Source organism: Amycolatopsis sp. H20-H5 (assembly GCF_035828755.1).
In the GTDB taxonomy this organism is placed as follows: domain Bacteria; phylum Actinomycetota; class Actinomycetes; order Mycobacteriales; family Pseudonocardiaceae; genus Amycolatopsis.
Genome location: NZ_JAYMZS010000288.1, coordinates 1 through 1,048 on the forward strand (window position 1 = coordinate 1; position 1,048 = coordinate 1,048).

General features: G+C 65.1%; 2 protein-coding genes. One reads left to right on the plus strand and one right to left on the minus strand.

Going from position 1 to position 1,048, the window contains the following annotated elements; genetic code table 11:
• The first annotated feature begins 68 nt into the window (after positions 1-68).
• On the plus strand, positions 69-224 hold the full coding sequence (locus QMK34_RS47525; RefSeq protein WP_326421637.1) for a hypothetical protein: 156 nt from the start codon (positions 69-71) through the stop codon (positions 222-224).
• A 48-nt stretch (positions 225-272) separates the two neighbouring features.
• Here QMK34_RS47525 and QMK34_RS47530 read toward each other — a convergent pair.
• Positions 273-1,048 (minus strand): HNH endonuclease signature motif containing protein (locus QMK34_RS47530; RefSeq protein ID WP_326421639.1); only part of this gene is annotated, 776 nt, incomplete at its 5' end.

Below are 1,048 nucleotides of genomic sequence, written 5' to 3' on the forward strand. Positions count from 1 at the left end.
CACGATTTCGCGCTGGGACGACCCGTCGCGGAAGTCGTAGTCGAATCGGCCGGACGGGAGGCCCGGCAGTGCCGAACACTCCCTGGAACTCCCGGTTGCTGCGCCGCGACCACGATGAGCACCAGCCCATCGTCGACGGGTACGCCGGGACGGCCATGTGGCGCCACATCCGGTCTTCTGCTGAGGCGATGGCCCGCTGGATCGAAGACCAGCACACGCCGTGAATCCCGGCCGTCGCCGAGTCGAGCCGTCGACAAGGGAACGGCCCGTGGTCAGGGGGTCCGGGGTGGGTCGTGTGCGGTGTTGCGGATGGGTCTTCGCTCCGGATCCAGCCACGCAGGTGGGAGCCATTCGATGATTCCGTTACGCAGCCGCATATCCCAGCCGCCATGATGCAACAGGTGGTGATGTCTCTCGCAGGCGAGTCCGAGATTGACGATGTCCGTCGGACCCCCAACACCACCGGGATCACTCCAATACACAATGTGGTGTGGCGTTGCCCATTTCGGGCCTCGCGAACACCCCGGACCGGTACACCCACGATCCCGGATGATCAGCGCCCGCCGTTGCGCCGGGGTTGCCGTCCGGACCGCGCGGCCCAGGTCGAGGACTTCACTGGCACCGTTCAGCACTGCTGGTACGGCTTTCGCGTCGCAGCACATCCGACGCACCTGACTCACACTCAACGCACCATAACCATCCAACATGACTATGCCCGCGCGACGTTCCAGCTCCTCCAGCCCGATCGTCACCGTCACCACCGCCCGTTCACCAGCCTTCACCGGCAGGTCCGGAGAGCGTCCGGCGAGGTCGAAGATCGCCGCCAACGCATCACCCTGGCGCTGCGCCGCCGTCCGCGAATCCCGGTTACCGAACACATCAACCGGGTCAGGCTTCGCCAACGGAATCAACATGTCCTCCGCGAAATGCCCGGCCTCAGGATCAAACTCACCCGAGTACTTCATCCGACCATCCCGCGTGAACGAGTACCGGAACTCCCGGTTCGGACGGGACAGGTCCCGCTCACGATCCTCCGGCTTCTTGTCCA